The following is a 23,055-nucleotide window of genomic DNA, read 5'->3' on the forward strand; positions in this document are numbered from 1 at the left end:
AGCTTGGCCTGATCGCCGTCCCGTGCATCCGCATACTCGATGCGAGCGATGAGCCCTTCAGGAAAGTCCAGCGGATCAAGTTCATCACCACTGCCGACCAATGTCGGTGGCAGAAGATCGGAAGTCGCAGCACCCACGATGCTGACCGTTGTTGCTTCCGAGCGCTCCAGTGGCACGCCACCACTGACCCGGGTGTAGAAAAAAACCGCCGTTCCCCCCGTGGCAGCGGAAAGGGCATCGTTCGGCACCGGGAGTTTGTACAGGAACGGCGCGTTTTTTACCGTATCGGTCAGCGCCAAAGTGGCTTCACCACCGCTAGCCGCCCGGAAACGGCAGGTCAGATGAATTTCGTCACCCTTCAACCAACTGCGGGGCACATAAATTTGCGCCATGGCTGGCGCGCCATCGAGTTTGTCGAGGTCAAGGATATCGGGATCGTCTTCGGCGTCGTTGGCATCCTCACTGACAATCGGCGGGTCGAACCACGTGCCGTTGAGGTTGACGAAAAGGAACACGTCGGCAGAGTCCGGACTATTGGTGTCCGGGCCGTTGTCCAGACAGTCGTAAACCGTGAAGCTCAGGGGAAAATTCGGGTTGTCCCCAGCGGCAATGAACGTTGCCTCATCGATGATCACCACCACCGGCTTCCCGAGTTCCACCTCGCTCTCAGTGACAACATGGCTCAGCACGATCCCGTTGCAATCAAGATTGAGTCTGTCGCCCGCCCTCATCAACGGGTAGAACAAGCTGACTTCAACACCTTGGTGAGCCCGTTCGGTATTCACCCCCTGATCAAGAATCGACTGTGCAACCTCCAGCTTCAGTTCCGAATGACCTTCGCGCTGCGGAAACAAATCCACCAAACCCGGACGCTTTTTGTGAAACCAGATCCTTAGCGGATGCGAAGTTTCCAGTTCGACATCGGCTCGAACCAGCCCGTATTCAAGCGTGTTAAGCCCGTCTTGCCAAAGCCTGGCGCCCACGTAAAGGCTCAAGGTCTGGTTTTCCTCGCCCGCTGCGATGTGTCTGGTTGTCACCGTTTGAGCATTCAGGCGCAGCGCGAGCGTGTCTCCTGCCAAGACACTCGCCGGCGGATCAATCAACACCCTGACTCCTTGGGGATAGAGATACGTCAGCGCTAACGGCAACCCGCCATCAGCCGGTTGCGGCGAAGAAACCGGTTCTTTCATGCCAAAAACAATAGGCTTTTCGAGGGTTGCAGCGGCCATGACGTCAGTCCTTTGCAGCAGGTATCCAGGATTGGAAAGAACGGGAAACCTGTTCTTTCCATCAGATACTGCAGCGCAAAGGGGCGCAACTGTCAGATCTGACAGGTGTGTTTGAAAAATGAACGGAAAACGTGACCGTTCATCGGCTAACTACCCAATCAGCTGATTGCCGGTAACCACAAACGGAACCGTGCGCCACCCAACGGCGAGGCTTCCACTGTCAAAGAACCGCCCTGCGCTTCCAGTGCCCGGCGACTGATTGCCAGTCCGAGACCAAATCCGCCCGTAGCGCGATCACGACTGCGGTCAAGGCGATAGAACGGCTCGAAAATCCGCTCACGCTCGTCATCCGGAATCCCGATACCGTCATCGTCGACCCAGATTTCACAACCTTCATCCTTGACCTGCACGCCAATCTGAATGCGTTTCTCGCAATAACGCATGGCGTTGCGCAGCAGGTTCTGGATCGCCCTGGCAGTCAGGCGCGGATCCAGCGAAAAACGCTCAAGCTGCCCGTGCAACAACACGTCGATGACGATTTCCGGCGATTCCAGTTCCTCATCGACACTGCCCAGAATACTGTCGATAAACTCATCCAGCGAGACTTCGACCTGTTCCGGCAACTGCGCCGGGTTCTGCAAGCGGCTGTAGGAGAGCAACTCCAGCACCAGTTCATCGAGTTCACGAATGTGCGCGACCAGCCCTTGCAGACGTTCGCGGCTGGCGGCCGGCAGATCATCGGACAAGGCCAACGCAAGGCCGAAATCCAGACGCGTCAACGGTGTGCGCAATTCGTGGGATACCGCATTGAGCAGGTCACGTTGCTGATTGAGCAGGTTCTCTATGTCGCCGGCCATGGTGTCGAACACATTGGCCAGACTGCCGATATTCGAGCTGCGGGCGATCTTCGTTCGCTCGCTCAAATGGCCTTTGCCGAAACGTTCGGCAGTACCCTTGAGGCGTTCGAGATCGCGCCAGTGCGGGCGCAACCACAGCAACAGACACGCGAGCAACGACGCGCCGATCAGCACGTTGATGCTCCAGTACAACAAGTTGACGTCCATCGGATCCGGCGGCACCACCATTTGCACCGCAACGTCATCATTGAGCGGCGCCACCGCCAGCGTGCGCCAGCCCCAATCACCAATGCGCACGACGTTTTCACCACGGCGCAGGCGTCCCTGCTCGATGGCAGTGAAGTCGGCGCTATCAATACGGGCGAGGACGATGTGCAGCGGCTGGAAGTCCTTGTCCATCGACTGCGCCAGCGCCGGCCACTGATCTTGCGGTACAGCGCGGAACTGCTTGCTGATCAACGATTGCAGGCCACGGGAATAATCGAGGTTGTAAGTGACAAAGCGTTCGCGAAACGCCATCACCACCAGATCCGGCACCAGATAAATCGCCGCGCTGTACGAGATGATCGTCACCAGATACAGGCGAAACAGGATGCGAAACATCAGCTCAGCATTCCCATTCCGAACGGCTGAACAGGTAACCCTTGCCCCACACGGTTTTGATCTTGCGCGCCTCGCCGGCGTGGTCATCGAACTTGCGACGCAACTTGGAAATCGCCACGTCAACCGAGCGATCGGTGCCGTTGAATTCGATGCCGCGCAGGCGTTGCAGAATCTGATCACGGCTGAGCACTTCGCCGGCATGTCGGGCCAACACCACCAACAGGTTGTATTCGCCGCTGGACAGTTCCACCGGTTGATCGCGCCAGGTCACCGTGCGCTCGGACAGGTCGATGCACAGGTTGCCCATGAGGATGCGGTCGTTGGCGGTCACCGGTTCGCCGAGGCTGCTGCGCCGTAACAACGTACGGACGCGGGCGAGCAAGACGCGCGGCTCGCAGGGTTTGGTGACGTAATCGTCGGCGCCCATTTCCAGACCGAGCACTTGATCGTGGCTGTCATCGCGCGCGGTGAGCATCAGGATCGGCAGCGTTGCCGAGTCGGCGCGCAGCAGGCGACAGACCTGTAAGCCATCAAGCCCCGGCAGCATCAGGTCGAGAATCACCAGATCCGGCGGATTGATCCGCGCCCGTTCACGCACGTGATCGCCACGGCCGATGACGCTGACGCTGTAGCCATTGCGTTCGAGGTAGCTGGAAATCAGTTCGGCGAGGGCGGTGTCGTCTTCGACCAGGAGGATGTTGGGCATGGGTGTTCCAGAAAAGTGCTGTGGCGACTGATAAATCCCAATCGCGAGCAGGCTCACTCCTACAAGTGATTTGTGGTCAACACAGAACAGTGTAGGAGTGAGCCTGCTCGCGATGGCGGTTCATCTGTCGCAATAAATTTCAAGGGCTAAAGGATATACGCCCTCACCCGTCCCTGAGTAAAACCCTTACACAATTTCACACAGCGCCTACAAAGCTTCACCGCTACTCTCGGCGACTGTCCGTAGGATGCGGGCATCAATATTGGGGGTGGTACATGTCGAACAAACTGCTGGCCGGGCTCGGCCTGATCGCATTGGCGCTGACGCTGAGCGCGTGTGATTCATCTTCGAACGCCGAAGAACAGGCGCCGCCGGCCACGGTGCGCATCGAAACCCTCGAAGCCCGCCCGTTGACGCTGAGCAGCGAACTCAGTGGCCGCATCGCCGCGCCGCGTATCGCCGAGGTGCGTGCACGGGTGGCTGGCGTGGTGCTGGAGCGCACCTTCCGCGAAGGCAGCGACGTGAAAAAAGGTCAGGTGCTGTTCCGCATCGACCCGGCGCCGTTCAAGGCTGACCTCGACAGCGCCGAAGCCGCGCTGCGCAAGGCCGAGGCCAATGCGTTTCAGGCCAGATTGCAGGAACAGCGTTATGCGCAGCTGATCGGCGACAAGGCCATCAGTGCTCAGGATTACGACAACGCCCGAGCCACCGCTCGCCAAACCGCCGCGGACGTCGCGGCCAACAAGGCTGCCGTGGAACGAGCGAAGCTGAGTCTGGGTTACGCCACCGTCACTGCGCCGATCTCCGGTCGTATTGGTCGGGCGCTGGTGACGGAAGGCGCACTGGTCGGGCAGAACGAAACCACGCCATTGGCGCTGATTCAGCAGCTCAACCCGATTCACGCCGACGTCACTCAGTCGACCCGTGAACTCAATGAACTGCGCCGTGCGTTTCGCTCCGGGCAATTGCAGCAGGTCGGTCAGGATCAGGTCAAAGCCACGCTGATTCAGGACGACGGCAGTCTTTATCCGCTGCCGGGCAAATTGCTGTTTGCCGACATCACCGTCGACCCGGGCACTGGCCAGATCATCCTGCGCAGCGAATTCCCTAACCCGGATCTCGATTTGCTGCCGGGCAGTTTTGTCCGCGTGCGTCTGGAGCAGGCAACCATTGCCAATGGCCTGACCGTGCCGCAACGCGCGGTGCAGCGTGACAGCGCCGGTATCGCTCAGGTGCTGACGGTCGATGAGCAAATGCGCGTCGCCCTGCAACCGGTGCAACTGGGTGCGGTGCAGAACGATCGCTGGATTGTCACCGGCGGTCTCAAGCCCGGCGACCGCATTGTCATCGAAGGCCTGCAACACGCCCGTCCCGGCGAGAAAGTGCAGATCGACGACACCCCTCTTCCACTTGCCCAGACCTCTGGTCAGTAAGCAGGACGCTTTTATATGCCGCAGTTCTTTATCGACCGCCCGGTGTTTGCCTGGGTGGTCGCGTTGTTCATCCTCTTGGCCGGCGCGCTGGCCATCCCGCAATTACCGGTGGCGCAGTACCCCGACGTCGCGCCGCCACAGATCGAAATCTATGCCGTGTACCCCGGCGCCTCGGCGCAGACCGTCGATGAAAGCGTGGTCAGCCTGATCGAAGAAGAACTCAACGGTGCCGATCACTTGTTGTACTTCGAATCGCAGAGCAGCCTCGGCAGCGCGACGATCAAAGCCACGTTCCAGCCGGGGACTAATCCCGAGCTGGCCCAGGTTGATGTGCAAAACCGTCTGAAAGTGGTCGAGTCGCGTCTGCCGCAAGCGGTGAATCAGCAAGGCTTGCAGGTGGAGAAGGTTTCCTCAGGCTTCCTGCTGTTGATCACCCTGACGTCCAGCGACGGCAAACTTGATGACGTAGCGCTCAGTGATTATCTGGCGCGCAACGTGATGAACGAGATCAAGCGTCTGGACGGCGTCGGCAAGGCTCAGCTGTACGGCGCCGAACGCGCCATGCGCATTTGGGTCGATCCGCAAAAACTGATCGGCTTCAACCTGACCCCGGCCGACGTTAATGCCGCGATCACTGCTCAGAATGCACAGGTGTCTGCCGGTAGCATTGGTGATTTGCCGAACCCGTCGAGCCAGGAAATCACCGCGACCATTCTGGTCAAAGGCCAATTGTCGACGCCGGAAGAATTCGCCGACATCGTGCTCAAGGCCAATCCGGACGGTTCCACCGTGCGCATCGGTGATGTGGCGCGGGTCGAGATCGGCAGTCAGGAATACCAGTTCGGCACGCGTTTGAACGGCAAGCCATCCACCGCCGTCGGCGTGCAGTTGTCGCCGGGCGCCAATGCACTCGCCACTGCGACACTGGTGCGGGCGAAAATGGATGAGCTGTCGCGCTACTTCCCGGCCGGCGTGGAATACAAGATTCCGTACGACACGTCGCCGTTCGTAAAGGTCTCGATCACCAAAGTGGTTTACACCTTGGGCGAGGCGATGCTGCTGGTATTTGCGGTGATGTTCCTGTTTCTGCAAAACATCCGCTACACGCTGATCCCGACGCTGGTGGTGCCGGTCGCTTTGATGGGTACCTTCGCGACCATGCTGGCGCTCGGTTTCTCGATCAACGTACTGACCATGTTCGGCATGGTGTTGGCCATCGGCATTTTGGTCGACGACGCCATTGTCGTGGTGGAGAACGTCGAGCGGATCATGGCCACCGAGGGGCTGTCGCCCAAGGAGGCCACGCGCAAAGCGATGACGCAGATCACCGGCGCGATCATCGGCATTACGTTGGTGCTGGTCGCTGTGTTTATTCCGATGGCCTTTATGCAGGGCTCGGTCGGGGTGATTTACCAGCAGTTCTCGCTGTCGATGGCGACCTCGATTCTGTTCTCGGCGTTCCTTGCCCTGACCCTGACCCCGGCGCTGTGCGCGACCTTGCTCAAGCCGATTGCCAAGGGCGAGCATCACGAGAAAAGCGGATTTTTCGGCTGGTTCAACCGCCGCTTCGAGCAACTGACCGAGCGTTATCAAGGCTGGGTCGGCTATGCGCTCAAACGTACCGGTCGTTATCTGCTGATTTACGTGGTGCTGCTGGTCGGTCTTGGCCTGTGCTTTATGCGCCTGCCCTCCTCGTTCCTGCCGGTTGAGGATCAGGGCTACACCATCACTGACATCCAATTGCCGCCCGGTGCTACCAAAAACCGTACGGTACAAGTGGCCGAGCAGTTCGAGGCGCACAACGCCGGCGAGCCCGGGATCAGCGACAGCGTGGTGATTCTCGGCTTCAGTTTCTCCGGTAGCGGGCAGAACGCCGCGTTGGCGTTCAGCACACTCAAGGACTGGTCTGAACGTGGCAACGATGACTCGGCCAGTTCGATTGCCGACCGCGCCAACGCCGCCCTTAGCCAGATCAAGGATGCGATGGCGTTTGCCGTGTTGCCGCCGCCAATCGATGGCCTGGGCACCTCTAGCGGCTTCGAATTCCGCCTGCAGGATCGCGGCGGTCTCGGCCACGCCACGTTGATGCAGGCGCGGACAGAGTTGCTCGCCGCAGCGGAAAAAAGCCCGGTGTTGATGAACGTACGCGAAAGCGCATTGGCTGAAGCGCCGCAAGTACAGCTTGAAGTCGACCGTAAACAGGCGAATGCCTTGGGTGTGTCGTTTGCGGATATCGGCAACGTGCTGTCCACCGCTGTCGGTTCCTCGTACATCAACGACTTCCCCAATCAGGGGCGTATGCAGCGTGTGGTGGTACAGGCTGAAGGTGATCAACGCAGTCAGGTTGATGATCTGCTGAAAATGCACGTGCGCAACAACGCCGGAAAAATGGTGCCGTTGTCGGCATTCGTCCAGGCCAAATGGATTCAGGGCCCGGCGCAGTTGACGCGTTACAACGGTTATCCGGCGATTGCGATTTCCGGCGAACCGACACCGGGGCACAGCACCGGTGAGGCCATGGCTGAGATTGAGCGCCTGGTCGCGCAAGGGCCGAAAGGCTTGGGACAGGAGTGGACGGGGCTGTCGTTGCAGGAACGCTTGTCTGGCAGTCAGGCGCCGATCCTGCTCGGGTTGTCGCTGCTGATTGTGTTCCTGTGTCTGGCGGCGCTTTACGAGAGCTGGTCGATTCCGACCTCGGTGCTGCTCGTCGTGCCGCTTGGTGTACTCGGCGCGGTACTGGCGGTGACCTTACGGGGCATGCCCAACGATGTGTTCTTCAAGGTCGGGCTGATCACCATTATTGGTCTGTCGGCGAAGAACGCGATCCTGATCATCGAGTTCGCCAAGAGCCTGTACGACGATGGCCATGACCTGATCGACGCGACCTTGCAGGCGGCACGACTGCGTCTGCGGCCGATTGTGATGACATCGCTAGCGTTCATTCTTGGTGTTGTGCCGTTGGCGATTGCGACCGGCGCCAGTTCGGCGAGTCAGCAGGCGATCGGGACGGGTGTGATTGGCGGGATGATCACCGCGACGTTGGCGGTGATTTTCGTGCCGGTATTCTTCGTCGTCGTCATGAAGCTCGTACACCGCTCCAAAAAATAATGCACCCCCTGTAGGAGCTGCCGCAGGCTGCGATCTTTTGATCTTTAGAACCAGGGTCAAAAGATCGCAGCCTGCGGCAGCTCCTACAAAAGCCCTCTGGCGTGCGCTATGGTGCTGGGACAGTTCGCTAACGTGAGTCCTCATGCGCTTTCTTGCTCGCACCCACCCTCGCCTGTCCGCCGCCGCACTGGTCGGTCTCGCTACCGGACTTCTGGCCCCCGCCGATTCCATCGTCAGTAAAATCCTTATCGGTTGGAACGCCGGCGTCTGGACGTATCTGGTTCTGATGCTCTGGCTGACAATCCGTGCGAAAGCGCCTGACGTCCAACGCATCGCCGAAGTCGAAGACGAAAACGCCGCACTAGTGTTGTTCGTCGTCTGCATCGCCGCCATGGCCAGCCTTGCCACCATCACCTTCGAACTGGCAGGCAGCAAGGATCTGGAAACCAACCGCAAGTTGATTCACTACGCCTTCACCGCGCTAACGGTGATCGGTTCGTGGCTGCTGATCGGGGTGATTTTCTGTGTGCATTACGCGCGCCTGTATTACACCTGCAAAGACAAGGAGCCGGCGCTGCGCTTCGCCGAAGGGCTGACCACGCCCAATTATTGGGACTTTTTGTACTTTTCCTTCACCATCGGCGTCGCAGTGCAAACCTCTGACGTGGGCGTGGCGACCCGGCAACTGCGCAAGATCGTGCTGTTGCAATCGTTACTCGGTTTCGTGTTCAACACGGCGATTCTGGGTTTCTCGATCAACATTGCTGCCGGTCTGTTTGGTTGAGCGCTGCACAAATCTTCTAGGCGACTCGCCAACAGCAGCGCTAAATTGCCCGAAACTTTGCCCGACAGGTGCGGCATGGACTCTCAAAACTGGATCGATCTGGCCCAGGATGCCGACACCGGCATCGAGACTCTGCGCGCGCATTTCAAGGGCCATGCTTACGATCCGCATTGGCATGACAGCTATCTGGTCGGCATCACCGAACAAGGCGTGCAGCAATTCAACTGTCGGCGCACGAAGCACCAGAGCACGCCGGGCAAAGTGTTTCTGCTGGAGCCGGGCGATATTCATGACGGCGACGCGCCCACCGAGGGCGGCTTCACCTATCGCATGCTGTATCTCGATCCGGCGTGGATCGAACGCGAACTTGGCGCCCTGTTCGAAGATGCTCCGCTCAATAGCCAACTGAGTGTCGCCAATACCTTGATCACCGATCCGCAACTGATGCAGGCCACGCAAATGGCCTTTCAGACGCTGCACGGTGGCGAGCTGAAAATTGTCCGTCAGACTGCGCTGGACAATCTACTCGGCCAACTCACCCGCCATTTGCACTGGCGCACGCGTTACGGCGCTGACCCACGCTTGCCGCTGGTGGCGCAAAAAGCTCGCGACTATTTGCATGCCCACGCGCATCAGGACATTGGCCTGGAGCAAGTGGCGGCCGCTATCGGTGTTGACCGCTTTCGCCTGACCCGCGCCTTCAAGGCTGCGTATGGACTGGCGCCCCACGCCTATCTGGTGCAACTGCGCCTGGCGAAGGCACGGCGTCTGTTAGCCAGCGGCGAGCAACCGGCTGCGGTGGCGGTGGAACTGGGTTTTTCTGATCAAAGCCATCTCGGTCGCTGGTTCGTGCGCGCTTACGGCCTGACCCCGGCGATGTATCGCAATCGCTGCTCAAATCTTCCAGACATGGCAGCGGGCAAGCACTGAAGATCGGCTTATCGATCTTCAAGGAAGTTTGCCTGCGATGCTCTCTACTTTCCCGACGTTACTGCCCTTTTTGCTGTTCGCGTTTGTCGCCTCGATTACCCCCGGCCCGACCAATATTCTGGTGCTGAGCAACAGCGCCCGTTACGGTCTCGTTGCCGCATTGCCAATCATTTTCGGCGCCTGCGCGGCGGCGGCGTTGCTGGTGTTGGTGGTCGGCAGTGGCGCCGGCTCGGCGTTGACGGAATTACCCGGCGTACGGAAAGCCATGCAGTGGATCGGCGTGGCCTGGCTGAGTTACTTGGCCTGGCAGATATTTCGTGCGCCCGCCGTAGAACTGAATACACAACAAACAGGGGCTCGATTAGGGCTGGCGGGAGCGGCCAGTTTGCAATTGATCAATCCGAAGACCTGGATGATGGCGTTGGCCGTGGTCAGCGTCTTTGCCGACAACGGTGAAGCCCGAATGGCGCATGTGGTGATCCTGTCACTGCTGTTTTTCCTGATCTCGCTTCCTTGTTTGGGCATCTGGGCGCTGCTCGGCGCCGGCTCTGCACGGTGGTTGCGCTCACCGCGCGCGTTGCAACGGTTCAACCGTTTGATGGCGGTTCTGCTGCTCTGTTCGGCATGGCTGAGCGTGTTGATTTAAGCGCCGCTCGTCGGTGCTCATACACCGCGCGGCGATCATTTACTTGACGGACGATTTGATTCTGGTGTTTCCTGAAACCGGTTTCAGCGCCTCTCACAGCGACTGAACCTATAAATCCAATAACAAGGTTTCAGACCGTGAACGACTTTTCCGCCGCCCAGCGCAGCCGCGTGACCATGCTTGACGTTGCCGAGCGCGCTGGCGTTTCCAAGGCCAGTGTCTCGCGCTTCATCGGCGAAGACCGCGCCCTGCTTTCCGATGCCATTGCCCTGCGCATCGAACAGGCAATCGCTGAACTCGGCTATCGCCCGAATCAAATGGCTCGTGGTCTGAAACGAGGGCGCACGCGCCTGATCGGCATGCTCGTCGCCGATATCCGCAACCCTTATTCAATTGCCGTGATGCACGGGGTGGAAACCGCCTGCCGTGCGCACGGCTACAGCCTGGTGGTGTGCAACACCGACCGCGATGACGAGCAGGAACGCCAGCACCTCGCGCTGCTGCGCTCGTACAACATCGAAGGCTTGATCGTGAACACCCTGGGTCATCATCGCGACGAATTGCACGAACTGCACCGTGAAATGCCGATGGTGCTGGTGGATCGCAAAGTCGACGGGCTCGACAGCGACATGGTCGGGTTGAACAACCCGCACGCCGTGGAAATGGCCCTCACCCACCTTGAGCAACGCGGCTATCAAGAGGTGCTGCTGGTGACTGAGCCCTACGACGGCACCAGTTCGCGGATCGAGCGAGTCAGCAGTTTTCAGCAACAGATCGCCCAGCGCTCGAAGCTGAATGGCGCAGTGCTGGAGACCTCCGACGACCTTGCCGCCGAACTGCAAACCTTTTTGAAAACTTCATCTGCTGGCCCTAAAGCGCTGTTCTGCGCCAATGGCGTGGCGGCGTTGGCCAGCACCCGCGCGTTGAAGGAAATCGGCTGCCGCTTGTTTGAGGATGTCGGGCTGATCGCGCTGGATGATCTGGATTGGTATCCATTGGTGGGCAGCGGAATTACCGCGCTGGCCCAGCCCACTGAAGAGATTGGCGCGCGGGCGTTTGACTGTTTGCTCAAGCGCTTGCGTGGGGATGATGCGGCGGTACGGGTGCTGGATTTTGCGCCGATGTTGGTTGAGCGTGGGTCGACCCGGGGGGATTTGCGGTGAGTGTGATGGCCCCTTCGCGAGCAAGCCCGCTCCCACAGGGGATCGCATTTCAAATGTGGGAGCGGGCTTGCTCGCGAAGAGGCCCTAAAGGCTCAGCACAAAAACCACATGATATTTTTTTGAACAAAAATGAAACCGGTTTCAGAGGTCAATAACAATGAATAAACCCGCCGTTTCCATCAGCCTGTCCAGCTATGGCGCCGAGCTCGTGCGCCAGCGCGGACAAGACTTTTTCATCGATGTACTGGCCGCCGCCGGTGCCGATCGCATCGAATGGCGCGAGGAATTGCTCACCCGAGAAGTCCCCGCGCAACTCGCCGAAGCCACTCAGGTTTTAGGCCTGGAAAGCATCTACTCCTCGCCGACCGAACTGTGGCTCGCCGGCCACGCGCAGCCCAACCCGGAGCTGATCAACGCGTTGCAACACACCGAAGCGTTCGGTTCGAAATGGCTGAAGGTCTCCCTCGGCTACTTCACCGACACCAACGACCTGCAAGCCTTGGCCCAGCGCCTGCAACAGAGTCCGGTGCAACTGCTGGTCGAGAACGATCAAACCCTGCACGGCGGTCGCATCGAGCCGTTTCAACGTTTTTTCACCGCCGTCGAACAGCACAACCTGCCTATCAAGATGACCTTCGACATCGGCAACTGGCAGTGGCAAGACCAGTCCGCCGCCAGCGCCGCGCGGCTGTTGGGGCGTCATGTCGGTTACGTGCATTGCAAAGCCGTGGCCCGCCGCGCCGACGGCAAACTGGTCGCCGTGCCGCCCGCCGCCACCGACCTGTACGTGTGGGAACAACTGCTGCGGCACATGGCCCAAGGCGTTATGCGCGCCGCTGAATACCCGCTGCAAGGCGAAGACCTGGTGCAACTGACCACTGAACACGTCGCCGCCCTCGCCCGCCTCGGCCAATCCCGTCTGGAGCCTGCTCATGTCTGAGATCGATATTCTCTCGTTCGGCGAAACCATGGCGATGCTGGTCGCCGAGCAGAGCGGTGATCTGGCCACCGTCGAACAGTTTCACAAGCGCATTGCCGGCGCCGACAGTAACGTCGCCATCGGCCTGTCGCGGCTGGGTTTCAACGTCGCGTGGCTGAGCCGTGTTGGCAATGATTCGCTCGGTCGCTTCGTGGTGCAGACGCTGGCCAATGAAGGTCTGGATTGCAGCCATGTCGCGGTCGATCCGCAACACCCGACCGGGTTTCAGTTCAAGTCGCGCAGTGACGATGGCAGCGATCCGCAGGTCGAATACTTCCGTCGCGGTTCGGCGGCCAGTCACTTATCGCCGCGTTCGATCAACGAAACGCTGCTCAGTGCGCGCCATCTGCACGCCACCGGCATTCCGCCAGCGCTGTCCGCCACGGCACGGGAAATGTCCTTCGAACTGATGACGCGCATGCGCAATGCCGGACGCAGCGTGTCGTTCGATCCCAACCTGCGCCCAAGCCTGTGGGCCAGCGAGCGCGAGATGATCAGCGAGATCAACCGCCTCGCCGCCCTCGCCCACTGGGTGCTGCCAGGGTTGAGCGAAGGTCGTTTGCTCACCGGGTTTGATGATCCGGCGGACATTGCCGCGTTCTATCTCGATCAGGGTGCAGAAGCCGTGGCGATCAAACTCGGCCCGCAGGGTGCCTATTACCGCACGCAGCAGACTCAGGGTTTTGTCGACGGTGTGCCGGTGGCGCAGGTGGTCGATACGGTCGGCGCCGGTGACGGTTTTGCGGTCGGGATGATCAGCGCTTTGCTCGAGCATCAGAGTTTTGCCGAGGCCGTGCAGCGGGCGAACTGGATTGGCAGTCGAGCGGTGCAGAGTCGCGGGGATATGGAGGGTTTGCCGACTCGCCTGGAGTTATCCGTTGAATTTGAAACCGCTTTCGCGAGCAAGCCCGCTCCCACATTTGGAATGCAGTCCCCTGTGGGAGCGGGCTTGCTCGCGAAGAGGCCCGCATAAGCGCTACATAAATTTGAACCTGCTGCGACAAAAACAACAAGCTCAGGAGCAACGCCATGAAAACCGCAACCCTCGCCGCCCGCCGCTGGTGGTACATCATGCCCATCGTGTTCATCACCTACAGCCTGGCGTACCTCGATCGCGCCAACTACGGTTTCGCCGCTGCTTCGGGCATGGCCGCTGACTTGATGATCACCCCGGGCCTGTCCTCCCTGCTCGGTGCACTGTTCTTCCTCGGCTACTTTTTCTTCCAGGTGCCGGGCGCGATCTACGCGCAAAAACACAGCGTGAAGAAGCTGATTTTCGTCAGCCTGATCCTCTGGGGCGGCCTCGCCACGTTGACCGGTGTGGTCTCCAACGCTTACTGGCTGATCGTCATCCGCTTCATGCTCGGAGTGGTCGAAGCCGCCGTCATGCCGGCGATGCTGGTCTACCTGTGCCACTGGTTCACCCGCGCCGAACGCTCGCGCGCCAACACCTTTCTGATCCTCGGCAACCCGGTGACCATGCTGTGGATGTCGGTGGTGTCGGGCTATCTGGTGCAGCATTTCAGCTGGCGCTGGATGTTCATCATCGAAGGTCTGCCGGCGGTGCTTTGGGCATTTATCTGGTGGCGTCTGGCCGATGATCGTCCGTCCCAGGCCAAGTGGCTCAGCGACGAGGAAAAGCACGATCTGGAAAGCGCCCTCGCCGCCGAACAGGTCGGCATCAAAGCGGTGAAAAACTACGCCGAAGCATTCCGTTCGCCAAAAGTCATCATTCTCGCGCTGCAGTTTTTCTGCTGGAGCATCGGTGTTTACGGCTTCGTATTGTGGCTGCCGTCGATCCTCAAGGCCGGCGCAGAAATGGACATGATCGAGGCCGGCTGGCTGTCGGCGCTGCCATATCTGGCGGCGGTGATCGGCATGCTGGTGGTGTCGTGGGGCTCGGACAAACTGCAAAAGCGCAAACGTTTCGTCTGGCCGCCGCTGCTGATTGCCTCCATTGCGTTCTACGGCTCCTACGCGCTGGGCGCGGAACATTTCTGGTGGTCGTACACGTTGCTGGTGATCGCCGGCGCCTGCATGTACGCGCCTTACGGGCCGTTCTTCGCAATCGTTCCGGAGATTCTGCCGGCCAATGTCGCGGGCGGCGCGATGGCGTTGATCAACAGCATGGGTGCGCTCGGCTCGTTCGGCGGCTCGTACCTGGTCGGTTACTTGAACAGCTCCACCGGTTCGCCCGGCGCCTCGTATTTGTTGATGAGCGGCGCGTTGCTGCTGTCGGTGGTGCTGACGATTTTCCTCAAGCCCGGCGCCAGTGATCGCGTCGTCGCCAAAGCCGTGGCCACGCGCGCCGTGCCGGCTCACTCCTGAAGAGATTTCTGCCATGAAAAAACACGTCGTGTTGTACAAAAAACTGTCGCCCGCGCTGATGGCGCGCCTGCAAGAGCAGTCCGAAGTCACGCTGATCAACAGCCTCGATGCCGACGGCCTCATGCAATTGCGTGACGCCCTGCCCCGTGCCCAGGGTTTGCTCGGCGCCAGTCTGAAACTGGATGCGGCGCTGCTTGATCTGGCGCCGCAACTGGAGGCCATCGCCAGTGTTTCGGTGGGCGTCGACAACTACGACATTGATTACCTGAGTCAACGAAAGATCCTGCTGACCAACACCCCGGATGTCCTCACCGAAACCACTGCCGACACCGGTTTTGCCCTGATCCTCGCCGCTGCTCGCCGTGTGGTGGAACTGGCGAACATGGTGCGCGGTGGTCAATGGAGCCGAAACATCGGCCCGGCGCATTTCGGCACCGATGTGCATGGCAAGACGCTGGGGATTATCGGCATGGGCCGCATCGGCGAGGCGTTGGCGCAGCGCGGGCATTTCGGTTTTGGCATGCCGGTGATCTATCACAGCAATTCGCGTAAACCGGCGGTTGAGGCGCGATTTGCTGCGCAGTATCGAAGCCTTGAAGACTTGTTGCAGCAGGCCGATTTCATTTGCCTGACCTTGCCGCTGACGGCGCAGACCGAAGGCTTGATCGGTGCTGATCAGTTTGCATTGATGCGGCCAGAGAGCATTTTCATCAACATCTCGCGGGGCAAGGTGGTTGATGAGACGGCGATGATTGATGCGCTGCGTAACAACCGCATTCGTGCGGCGGGGCTGGATGTGTTTGAGCGAGAGCCGCTCAATCATGATTCGCCGTTGTTGCAGCTCAGCAATGTGGTGGCAACGCCGCACATGGGTTCAGCCACGCATGAGACGCGCGAAGCGATGGCGCGGTGTGCTGTGGAGAATCTGCTCGCGGCATTGGCTGGGCAGAAACCGGCGAATCTGGTGAATCCAACTGCCTGGCAGGGCTGAGGTTTTGTAGCGCTTTCAAAGCCGCCTTCGCGAGCAAGCTCTGCTCCTACAAATGCAGATCAGCATTGCACCTGTAGGAGCAAAGCTTGCTCGCGAAGAGGCCGGTGAAAGCAACACAAATCCATCAGGCACTGCGTACCTGTAAAAGCTGCGCCGCACACAACGCAATCCGCGCACAGGCATCCGCCAGTTTCACCCGATCCACCACCAGCCCGATGCGAATATGCCCCGCCGCGCTCGGCCCGAACGCCTCACCCGCCAACACCGAAACCCCATAACCTTCGAGCAACTGCGAAGCAAATGCCTGCGCGCCCAATCCGGTCTGGCGCACATCGACCATCACAAACATCCCGCCATCCGGCCGGATCGGGTGCAAACCCGGGCATCCGCGCAAGCGATCGCAGACCAGATCCCGGCGCAAGCGATACTCCTCACGCATCTGCGTCACCTCCGGCAAATCTGTCGCCAGCGCCACCTCTGCCGCTTTCTGCACAAAGTCCGGCAGCCCGAACAACATGCTCAACGACAGATTGACCAAATGCTCGGCCAACGACTTAGGCCCGATCGTCCAACCGATGCGCCACCCGGTCATCGCATGGGATTTCGACAGACTATTGATCGTCGCCGTGCGCTCAGCCATGCCCGGTAAACTTGCCGGGCTGACGTGCTGTCCTTCATAGAGCAGATCGCTGTAAACCTCGTCGCTGATAAGCCACAGATCATGACGAATACACAGCGCCGCCAGTTCCTGCCAGATCAGCAATGACAGGCTCGCGCCGCTGGGATTGTTCGGACTGTTGAGCAACATGGCGCGGGTTTTCGGCGTGATGCGCGCAGCGACATCGGCAGGATCCACGCGAAAACCGTTCTCCGGCCGCACCGGCACCGGCACGACTTTCGCCCCGCAAGCACCAAACACCCCTTCGTAAGTCACGTACATCGGCTCAGCGACAATCACCTCGTCGCCGGGATCCAGCAGACATTGCGCCACCGAATACACCGCACATTGCGCACCGGGCATGACGATCACATTGTCAGCATCGACGGCCTGACCACTGCGTCGCCGATGCCGCTCGGCAATCAACTTACGCAACTCCGTACGGCCACGTACTTCGGAATAATGCGTGTCGCCGGCCAACAAACTGTCGATGGCACCGTGAATGATCGGCAACGGCGTATCGAAATCCGGATCCCCCACACTCAACAACAAAACATCGACCCCCTCGGCGCGCAGCTCCAGCGCGCGGTCGTGAATCTGCCAGGCAGCGGCTCCCTCCCCGGCGATTCGTTGGGTCAAGGCTGAATAGCGCATGTACGTCTCCTGATGGCGCGGATTCCTGCCTTCACCCTATCTCAAATCACAAAACGCGCCACCATCGCATTCAAATCCACTGCCAGACGCGACAATTCATGCGTCGCGGCGCTGGTCTGGTTGGCCCCGGCAGCCGATTGCGTGGCCAGGTCGCGGATGTTGACCAGGTTGCGATCGACTTCGCGCGAGACTTGCGCCTGTTCTTCCGAGGCGCTGGCGATGACCAGATTGCGCTCGTTGATCTGGTGGATCGACTGGGTGATTTGCTCGAGTGCCACACCGGCAGCGCGGGCCATTTCCAGGGTGGATTGGGTACGCTGGTTGCTTTGCTGCATTGACGAGACCGCTTCACCGGTGCCGTTCTGGATACCGGCGACCATTTTTTCGATTTCCTGCGTCGACTGCGCGGTGCGATGGGCCAAAGCGCGGACTTCGTCGGCCACCACGGCAAAACCACGACCGGCCTCACCGGCACGGGCGGCTTCGATGGCGGCGTTGAGCGCGAGCAGGTTGGTCTGTTCGGCGATGGCGCGGATCACGTCGAGTACTTTGCCGATGTCGCGACCTTGCGTAGCCAGGCCTTCGATCATGTGCGCGGTGTTCTGCACGTCGTGGGTCATGGTCTGAATCGCGTCGACGGTTTTCACCACTTGATCGCGACCTTCGCGGGCGGCTTGCGTCGACTGGTTCGAGGCTTCGGAGGTCGAGACGGCATTGCGCGCGACTTCTTCGACGGCGGCGGTCATCTCGTTGACAGCGGTGGCGGCTTGCTCGATTTCGTTGTTTTGCTGTTGCAGGCCACGGGAGGCTTCTTCGGTGACCGCGCTGAGTTCTTCGGCGGCCGCACCCAGTTGCGTGGCGGAACCGGCGATCTGTTCGATGGTTTTGCGCAGGTTGGTCTGCATCGACGCCAGGGCCTGAAGCAGACGCGCCGGTTCGTCGTTGCCGTCGACTTCGATGGTTTTGCTCAGGTTGCCGTCGGCAATGGTTTGCGCCGCGAGCACGGCGCGATTCAACGGGGTGACGATGCTGCGGGTCAGCAACAGCGCCAGCAACACTGTGGCAAGGGAGGCAACTACCGCGACGATAATGATGCCGGTGATAGCGCTGTCGTAATATTTGCCTGCCTGGCTGGACGCAGTTTTCGCGTCAGTGGCGTTGATTGCGATCAGTTTGTTGAGCTGTTCGCCCATCTGGTCGGTGCCGTCCTTGATCCGCGTGTTGATCAGGGTGCGCATCTCATCGACCTTGTCCTGACGCGACAGCTCCATCATCTGACTTTGCGCTTGCATGTAATTGTCGAGCGTCGCGGAGAACGCCTTGTACTGCGCGAGTTCTTCGCCGCCGGCCGGCAATGCGGCATAGCTGGCCTGAGCGCTGCGAACCTTGTCGACGAGCACGCCGATTCGTGTTTGCGCTTCTTGCAAACTCGCCGGCTCACGATTGACTAACACCCGAAACGACAAAATGCGCAGGCGCAGGACGTTCTCGGTCACAACACCGAGATAACCGACGCTAGGCAACTGATTGGTTTCCATGTCGATGGAGGCCTGGCGGATGGTGGTCATGCGATTGACGGCGAACACGCCGAGCACGATCACCAACAAGGCGATAAAAGCAAAACCGAGGAAAGCACGCGGGGCGATGTTCAAGTTGCGCAAGGACATAGTTGGACTCTCAGATGATAGAAGCGACGAGCGTCCATGCCCTGATCACTGGCCCGTGGGGTGGGCTTCAGTCCGGCGTCACTGTTTTAGAATTCTTGTGCTCGCCTGATTGCTGTATCGGCCAGGCTTGAGGAAGGTTGCGGGTAAAGCGCAAATATTTTTCCGATTGTTTCAGCAATGAAACACCAACGCCCCCCTGTGGCGAGGGGATTTATCCCCGTTGGGCTGCGAAGCGGCCCCCAGCAATCTGTCAGGTAAACCGCGCGTACAGGTATTGCGACTGCTGCGCAGCCGAACGGGGATAAATCCCCTCGCCACAGGGGTTCTGTTTGCGGTTTAGAAATTATGGTGAGCCATCTGCCAGACGCGCGCGATATCGGTGGCGCGTTCACGCAGCAAACGCGGCGCTTCGGCGCACGCCTGTTCCAGCGTCATCGGGCCGCTGGTCACGGCAAATGCGGCATCGATGCCGTGATCGTAGAGTTCCTGATAGCCCTCGCCCAAGGTGCCAGCGATGACGATCACCGGCACGTCGTGTTGCTTGGCAATCCGCGCCACGCCAAACGGGGTTTTGCCGCGCAAGGTCTGCGCATCGAAACGCCCTTCCCCGGTGATCACCAGATCCGCACCTTTCACTGCTTCGGCGAGACCAACCAGTTCGGCCACCACTTCAACGCCAGCCTGAAACTGTGCGCCAAGAAACGCCTTGGCGGCGAAACCCAGTCCACCCGCTGCGCCGCTGCCCGGCTCATCACGAACGTCTTTGCCCAACGCCTGCGCGCACAATTCGGCGAAATGGCCGAGGGCCTGATCCAGTTGCTGAACCTGCGTCGGTGAAGCACCTTTCTGCGGGCCGAAGATCGCAGAGGCACCGTGCGGGCCGCACAGCGGATTGTTCACGTCGGCGGCAATGTCGAAACGCACAGCGGCCAGACGCGGATCAAGGTCACTCAGATCCAGTCGCGCCAGTTGCGCCAGTGCCAAACCGCCCGGCACCAACGCCTGTCCTTGCGCATTGAGCAATTTCACGCCTAACGCCTGCATCGCACCGGCACCCGCGTCATTGGTCGCACTGCCGCCAATCGCCAGAATCACCCGTTGCGCGCCGGCATCCAGCGCGGCACGAATCAATTCACCGGTGCCAAACGTGCTGCTGATGCACGCATCGCGCTGCCCCGGCGGCACCAATTGCAAACCACTGGCCTCGGCCATTTCGATAATCGCGGTGTGGTTATGCGGCAACCAGCCCCACGCCGCCTCAACCGGCGCGCCCAACGGGCCACGCACGCGGGTGCGGCGCAGTTCGCCTTCGCAGGCCGCGAGAATCGACTCGACCGTGCCTTCGCCACCGTCGGCCATCGGGCATTTCACCAAAGTGGCTTGCGGCCAGACTTGCGCCAGGCCAAGGGCAATGGCTTCGGCAACGCCTTGGGCACTCAGGCTGTCCTTGAACGAATCGGGGGCGATGACGATTTTCATGCGAATTCTCCAGTTCCAATGCCCCTCATGCTGCCAGTCGGCATGCGCATTGACGCCTGTCCGCTGCACAAGTGGCGCGGGCGTTTATTGTTCATTTTCACAAAAGCAGGTTGCATACGCCCGTGTAGGAGCTGCCGCAGGCTGCGATCTTTTGATTTTGCTTTTAAAAGATCGCAGCCTTCGGCAGCTCCTACAGAGGGTTTGAGTCAGTCTGGGGAAGCAGCTGCACCCCAAGATAAAGCGCCAACATCCCATCCAGCCTCAGCGGATCAACCCCACTGAGCTCGGCAATCCGCTCCATTCGATATCGCAGACTATTGCGATGAATCCCCAGCGCATCCGCACAGGCCTGACTCTGCCCGTCGTGCTCGCACCAACTGCGCAGCGTCGCCAATAACTGGCCGTTAGCGTCCTTGGCGATGACCTTGCGCAGCGGTTTGAGCAACTCATCCAGCGCATCATCGTTGCGGTGTCGCCACAACATCACCGGCAATCGATAACGATTGAGCGTCAGCAAACGCGAGTGCGGCAACACCTCGCGACCATAAGCCAGCAAATCTCCCACGCGACGATAACAACGCCGCAACCCGCCAAGGCCGTCCGCCTGCCCGCCGACCGCAATGCGCAACACCTTCCAGCCGAGGCCATCGAGTTTTTCCAGCAAGCGATCATGCTCGACGTTCTGGCTCGCCGGCCGACACCACAGCAGCGAGGTCTTCGCCGAACTCACGCACCAACTGTCCGGATAGCGCGAGGTCAGCCACGCGCTCAGCGCCTCGACCGTCTGCCCCGGCCCATGCTCCAGACCCAATTCGAACAGATACGGGATCCGCGTCAATTGCGGTTTGAGCCCCAGTTGCTGCGCCTCATCAACCAAGCGCGGCGAATCCCCCGCCTCACTCAACAGCAACGCCAGCAGATCATCACAACGCTGACGCCGCCATTGCTGCTCGGCCTGCTGATTGCGTTGGCCGACGAGCATTTCCGCGGTCATGCGCACCAACTCGGCGTAAGTGCGCAGCAATTCCGGCTCGCCGGTGATGCCGAGCACGCCGATCAAACGCTGATCGAGCAGCAGCGGCAGGTTGATCCCCGGCTGCACGCCCTTGAGATGCACCGCCGTCTGCGCATCGATTTCGACCACGCGACCGTTGGCCAACACCAGTTGCGCACCCTCGTGACGAGTGTTGATGCGCTCCGGTTCGCCACTGCCCAGAATCAGACCCTGGCTGTCCATGACATTGACGTTGTAGGGCAAAATGGCCATGGCCCGGTCGACGATGTCCTGGGCAAGGTCGTGATCGAGTTCGAACATAACGGCGGCAATCCTTATTTTCTGGCACTGACAGTTGTTCAGCCGCACAGGGTCTGGCGGCAAACCCTGTGCTCAGGCACAAAGACAATCCGGCCACAGGTGACCGAGACTCTCGGGGCGATCAACGTTAACCTGTGCATCGCAAAAAATCATAATAAAGAGAGAGCCGCTATGTCGCACAGCGCCGCAGCTACCCAGACCAAAGACGACGATAAAAATGCCGTTTATAAACGCATCACCCTGCGTTTAATCCCCTTCATCTTCATCTGCTACTTGTTCAACTACCTCGACCGGGTCAACGTTGGATTTGCCAAACTGCAGATGCTCGACGCGCTGAAATTCAGTGAAACCGTATACGGCCTCGGTGCCGGTATTTTCTTCATCGGTTACGTGCTGTGCGGCGTGCCGAGCAACCTGGCGCTGACCAAGTTCGGTCCGCGGCGCTGGATTGCGGTGATGATGATCACCTGGGGCACGCTGTCGACCTGCCTGTTGTTCGTCACCACACCTACCGAGTTCTACACCCTGCGCCTGTTTACCGGTGCGGCCGAAGCCGGATTCTTCCCGGGCGTCGTGCTGTATCTCTCGCAGTGGTTCCCGACGTTCCGTCGCGGCCGGATCATGGCGCTGTTCATGTCGGCGATCCCGGTTTCCGGTTTGCTCGGCAGCCCTTTTTCCGGCTGGATTCTCAACCACTTCGCCGCCGGCCAAGGTGGTTTGGCCGGCTGGCAGTGGATGTTCCTGCTGCAAGGCATTCCAACCGTGGTGCTCGGCGCCCTCGCCTATTTCCTGCTGAGCGACAGCTTCGCCAACGCCAAGTGGCTGACCCCGCATGAGCGCGCAGTGCTTGAGGCGGATCAGGCTGAAGATCTGGCGAACAAGCCGAAGACCACGTCCGACTCGTTGCTCGCAGTGTTCAAGAACCCGGCGATCTGGGCCTTCGGCCTGATCTACTTCTGCATCCAGAGCGGCGTGTACGCGATCAACTTCTGGCTGCCATCGATCATCAAAAACCTTGGCTTCAGCGATAACCTGGTGATCGGCTGGTTGAGCGCGATCCCGTATCTGCTGGCAGCGGTATTTATGCTGGTAGTCGGCCGCTCGGCGGACTTGCGCAAAGAACGTCGCTGGCACTTGGTGGTGCCGATGCTGATGGGCGCGATCGGTCTGGTGATTGCGGTGAATTTCGCGGCTAACCCGGCGATTGCGATTCTTGGCCTGACCATTGCGACCATGGGCGCGCTGACCGGTTTGCCGATGTTCTGGCCGGTGCCGACAGCGATGCTGAGCGCAGGTGCTGCTGCCGGTGGTCTGGCGTTGATCAACTCGATGGGGCAAATGGCTGGGTTCCTCAGCCCGTACCTGGTGGGTTGGGTCAAGGACAGCACCGGTTCGACCGATGCGGCGCTGTATCTGCTGGCGGGTGTGATTGTCGGCGGGAGTTTGCTGGCGTTGCGCATGACGCGGACGTTGCGGGCTTAAATAGCAGCAAAGGTCAAAAGATCGCAGCCTGCGGCAGCTCCTG

18 protein-coding genes are annotated in these 23,055 nt (G+C 60.0%); 11 read left to right on the forward strand and 7 right to left on the reverse strand.

The genetic code is table 11. The features are described from left to right. From GVL50_RS07500 to GVL50_RS07510, 3 genes are all read right to left on the reverse strand, one after another. The coding region (locus GVL50_RS07500) for a hypothetical protein (RefSeq protein ID WP_159812333.1) at positions 1 to 1,229 on the reverse strand (1,229 nt) is incomplete at its 3' end. 158 nt (positions 1,230 to 1,387) lie between these two features. Then, a complete protein-coding gene (locus GVL50_RS07505) occupies positions 1,388 to 2,689 on the reverse strand; it encodes an ATP-binding protein (RefSeq protein WP_159812334.1) in 1,302 nt (433 codons plus the stop codon). A 4-nt stretch (positions 2,690 to 2,693) separates the two neighbouring features. Next, entirely contained in the window at positions 2,694 to 3,395 is a 702-nt protein-coding gene (locus tag GVL50_RS07510; RefSeq protein ID WP_053120306.1) for a response regulator transcription factor, read from the reverse strand. Positions 3,396 to 3,670: 275 nt separating this feature from the next. Here GVL50_RS07510 and GVL50_RS07515 point away from each other — a divergent pair, with 275 nt between their 5' ends. The 10 genes from GVL50_RS07515 to GVL50_RS07560 all read left to right on the forward strand — a co-directional run bounded on the left by GVL50_RS07515 (position 3,671) and on the right by GVL50_RS07560 (position 15,757). Beyond that, positions 3,671 to 4,828: an efflux RND transporter periplasmic adaptor subunit gene (locus tag GVL50_RS07515; protein ID WP_159812335.1), complete on the forward strand. Its 1,158-nt coding sequence runs from the start codon at positions 3,671 to 3,673 to the stop codon at positions 4,826 to 4,828. Between the two features lie 15 nt (positions 4,829 to 4,843). Then, positions 4,844 to 7,936 (forward strand): efflux RND transporter permease subunit, encoded by a 3,093-nt coding sequence (locus tag GVL50_RS07520; protein WP_159812336.1) that lies wholly within the window; start codon positions 4,844 to 4,846, stop codon positions 7,934 to 7,936. A gap of 142 nt (positions 7,937 to 8,078) precedes the next feature. After that, a complete protein-coding gene (locus GVL50_RS07525) occupies positions 8,079 to 8,720 on the forward strand; it encodes a DUF1345 domain-containing protein (protein WP_053120314.1) in 642 nt (213 codons plus the stop codon). A 75-nt stretch (positions 8,721 to 8,795) separates the two neighbouring features. Beyond that, complete coding sequence (locus tag GVL50_RS07530; protein WP_159812337.1) at positions 8,796 to 9,650, forward strand: AraC family transcriptional regulator; 855 nt, start codon at positions 8,796 to 8,798, stop codon at positions 9,648 to 9,650. Positions 9,651 to 9,687: 37 nt separating this feature from the next. Then, on the forward strand, positions 9,688 to 10,296 hold the full coding sequence (locus tag GVL50_RS07535; RefSeq protein WP_159812338.1) for a LysE family translocator: 609 nt from the start codon (positions 9,688 to 9,690) through the stop codon (positions 10,294 to 10,296). A gap of 137 nt (positions 10,297 to 10,433) precedes the next feature. Beyond that, on the forward strand, positions 10,434 to 11,459 hold the full coding sequence (locus tag GVL50_RS07540; protein WP_159812339.1) for a LacI family DNA-binding transcriptional regulator: 1,026 nt from the start codon (positions 10,434 to 10,436) through the stop codon (positions 11,457 to 11,459). A 157-nt stretch (positions 11,460 to 11,616) separates the two neighbouring features. Continuing rightward, the gene (locus GVL50_RS07545; RefSeq protein WP_159812340.1) at positions 11,617 to 12,399 is read left to right on the forward strand and encodes a sugar phosphate isomerase/epimerase; all 783 of its coding nucleotides are present in this window, start codon (positions 11,617 to 11,619) and stop codon (positions 12,397 to 12,399) included. Beyond that, entirely contained in the window at positions 12,392 to 13,411 is a 1,020-nt protein-coding gene (locus GVL50_RS07550) for a sugar kinase (RefSeq protein ID WP_159812341.1), read from the forward strand. The genes GVL50_RS07545 and GVL50_RS07550 overlap by 8 nt, the downstream gene beginning before the upstream one ends. 56 nt (positions 13,412 to 13,467) lie before the next feature. Continuing rightward, a complete protein-coding gene (locus tag GVL50_RS07555) occupies positions 13,468 to 14,766 on the forward strand; it encodes an MFS transporter (protein ID WP_053120322.1) in 1,299 nt (432 codons plus the stop codon). 13 nt (positions 14,767 to 14,779) lie between these two features. Further along, complete coding sequence (locus tag GVL50_RS07560; protein ID WP_159812342.1) at positions 14,780 to 15,757, forward strand: D-glycerate dehydrogenase; 978 nt, start codon at positions 14,780 to 14,782, stop codon at positions 15,755 to 15,757. Positions 15,758 to 15,881: 124 nt separating this feature from the next. Here GVL50_RS07560 and GVL50_RS07565 read toward each other — a convergent pair whose 3' ends face one another. From GVL50_RS07565 to GVL50_RS07580, 4 genes are all read right to left on the reverse strand, one after another. Then, complete coding sequence (locus tag GVL50_RS07565; RefSeq protein WP_159812343.1) at positions 15,882 to 17,069, reverse strand: pyridoxal phosphate-dependent aminotransferase; 1,188 nt, start codon at positions 17,067 to 17,069, stop codon at positions 15,882 to 15,884. Positions 17,070 to 17,110: 41 nt separating this feature from the next. Continuing rightward, positions 17,111 to 18,736, reverse strand: a complete 1,626-nt coding sequence (locus GVL50_RS07570) for a methyl-accepting chemotaxis protein (protein WP_159812344.1) — start codon at positions 18,734 to 18,736, stop codon at positions 17,111 to 17,113. Between the two features lie 336 nt (positions 18,737 to 19,072). Continuing rightward, complete coding sequence (locus GVL50_RS07575; RefSeq protein ID WP_159812345.1) at positions 19,073 to 20,215, reverse strand: glycerate kinase; 1,143 nt, start codon at positions 20,213 to 20,215, stop codon at positions 19,073 to 19,075. A gap of 190 nt (positions 20,216 to 20,405) precedes the next feature. Further along, on the reverse strand, positions 20,406 to 21,530 hold the full coding sequence (locus GVL50_RS07580) for a sugar diacid recognition domain-containing protein (protein ID WP_159812346.1): 1,125 nt from the start codon (positions 21,528 to 21,530) through the stop codon (positions 20,406 to 20,408). Positions 21,531 to 21,701: 171 nt separating this feature from the next. Here GVL50_RS07580 and GVL50_RS07585 point away from each other — a divergent pair, with 171 nt between their 5' ends. Continuing rightward, the gene (locus GVL50_RS07585) at positions 21,702 to 23,012 is read left to right on the forward strand and encodes an MFS transporter (protein ID WP_053120336.1); all 1,311 of its coding nucleotides are present in this window, start codon (positions 21,702 to 21,704) and stop codon (positions 23,010 to 23,012) included. Positions 23,013 to 23,055 lie beyond the last annotated feature (43 nt).

Source organism: Pseudomonas sp. 18058, assembly GCF_902706155.1.
In the GTDB taxonomy this organism is placed as follows: Bacteria; Pseudomonadota; Gammaproteobacteria; order Pseudomonadales; family Pseudomonadaceae; genus Aquipseudomonas; species Aquipseudomonas rustica.

Bases quoted from the DNA above. Each gene is read 5' to 3' on its own strand.
- GVL50_RS07505 (WP_159812334.1), bottom strand. From the start codon at position 2,689: ATGTTTCGCATCCTGTTTCGCCTGTATCTGGTGACGATCATCTCGTAC.
- GVL50_RS07510 (WP_053120306.1), bottom strand. From the start codon at position 3,395: ATGCCCAACATCCTCCTGGTCGAAGACGACACCGCCCTCGCCGAACTG.
- GVL50_RS07515 (WP_159812335.1), top strand. From the start codon at position 3,671: ATGTCGAACAAACTGCTGGCCGGGCTCGGCCTGATCGCATTGGCGCTG.
- GVL50_RS07520 (WP_159812336.1), top strand. From the start codon at position 4,844: ATGCCGCAGTTCTTTATCGACCGCCCGGTGTTTGCCTGGGTGGTCGCG.
- GVL50_RS07525 (WP_053120314.1), top strand. From the start codon at position 8,079: ATGCGCTTTCTTGCTCGCACCCACCCTCGCCTGTCCGCCGCCGCACTG.
- GVL50_RS07530 (WP_159812337.1), top strand. From the start codon at position 8,796: ATGGACTCTCAAAACTGGATCGATCTGGCCCAGGATGCCGACACCGGC.
- GVL50_RS07535 (WP_159812338.1), top strand. From the start codon at position 9,688: ATGCTCTCTACTTTCCCGACGTTACTGCCCTTTTTGCTGTTCGCGTTT.
- GVL50_RS07545 (WP_159812340.1), top strand. From the start codon at position 11,617: ATGAATAAACCCGCCGTTTCCATCAGCCTGTCCAGCTATGGCGCCGAG.
- GVL50_RS07550 (WP_159812341.1), top strand. From the start codon at position 12,392: ATGTCTGAGATCGATATTCTCTCGTTCGGCGAAACCATGGCGATGCTG.
- GVL50_RS07555 (WP_053120322.1), top strand. From the start codon at position 13,468: ATGAAAACCGCAACCCTCGCCGCCCGCCGCTGGTGGTACATCATGCCC.
- GVL50_RS07560 (WP_159812342.1), top strand. From the start codon at position 14,780: ATGAAAAAACACGTCGTGTTGTACAAAAAACTGTCGCCCGCGCTGATG.
- GVL50_RS07565 (WP_159812343.1), bottom strand. From the start codon at position 17,069: ATGCGCTATTCAGCCTTGACCCAACGAATCGCCGGGGAGGGAGCCGCT.
- GVL50_RS07570 (WP_159812344.1), bottom strand. From the start codon at position 18,736: ATGTCCTTGCGCAACTTGAACATCGCCCCGCGTGCTTTCCTCGGTTTT.
- GVL50_RS07575 (WP_159812345.1), bottom strand. From the start codon at position 20,215: ATGAAAATCGTCATCGCCCCCGATTCGTTCAAGGACAGCCTGAGTGCC.
- GVL50_RS07580 (WP_159812346.1), bottom strand. From the start codon at position 21,530: ATGTTCGAACTCGATCACGACCTTGCCCAGGACATCGTCGACCGGGCC.
- GVL50_RS07585 (WP_053120336.1), top strand. From the start codon at position 21,702: ATGTCGCACAGCGCCGCAGCTACCCAGACCAAAGACGACGATAAAAAT.